Origin of the sequence: Sebaldella sp. S0638 (genome assembly GCF_024158605.1) — a bacterium.
Classification (GTDB): domain Bacteria; phylum Fusobacteriota; class Fusobacteriia; order Fusobacteriales; family Leptotrichiaceae; genus Sebaldella.
In genome coordinates, this window is sequence record NZ_JAMZGM010000143.1 from 1 (window position 1) to 554 (window position 554).

General features: G+C 29.8%; 1 protein-coding gene. It reads left to right on the top strand.

The features are described 5' to 3' along the window. Positions 1-51: 51 nt before the first annotated feature. On the top strand, positions 52-554 hold a 503-nt coding region (locus NK213_RS20710), incomplete at its 3' end, for a hypothetical protein (protein WP_253351792.1).

Genomic DNA, 554 nt, shown 5'->3' on the forward strand with positions numbered 1-554 from the left:
AAAAGAGGCAGTGAAACAGACAAAACTTTCAGATATTCTGGAGGAAGAAAAATGACAATATCATCATTAATAGAAACAAGAAAAAAGATATTTACAAAATATAACAGTATTGAAAAAGACAGAGAATTTACAAATGCAGTAGGATTAGAATTTCACAGTAATAAGAATCTGGCCAAAGAATTAAACAGTAATTACTTTCAGTTAATAGAACTGATATTCCGGATAAGGGATAAAGAGGGGAAGTTAGTACCATTCTTCTTAAATGATGAACAGAAGAGATTCATAAATCTGTTTAATCAGGAATATCGAAAAGGGAAATCAGTAAAAATATTAATACTAAAATCAAGACAGCAGGGCTTTACAACATTAATCACAGCAATACAGTTATGCATGCTCTTATGTAAAAAGGGATTTAAGGGAACAACAGTAGCACATCTTAATGAGGCTACCAAATATATTTTTAACAGTAAAGCAAAAGATATGTATGAAGAAATTCCTGATACTCTAAAATATGAGCCTAAAAGAAGTAACGCCAAAGAAATAGTAATACAAAA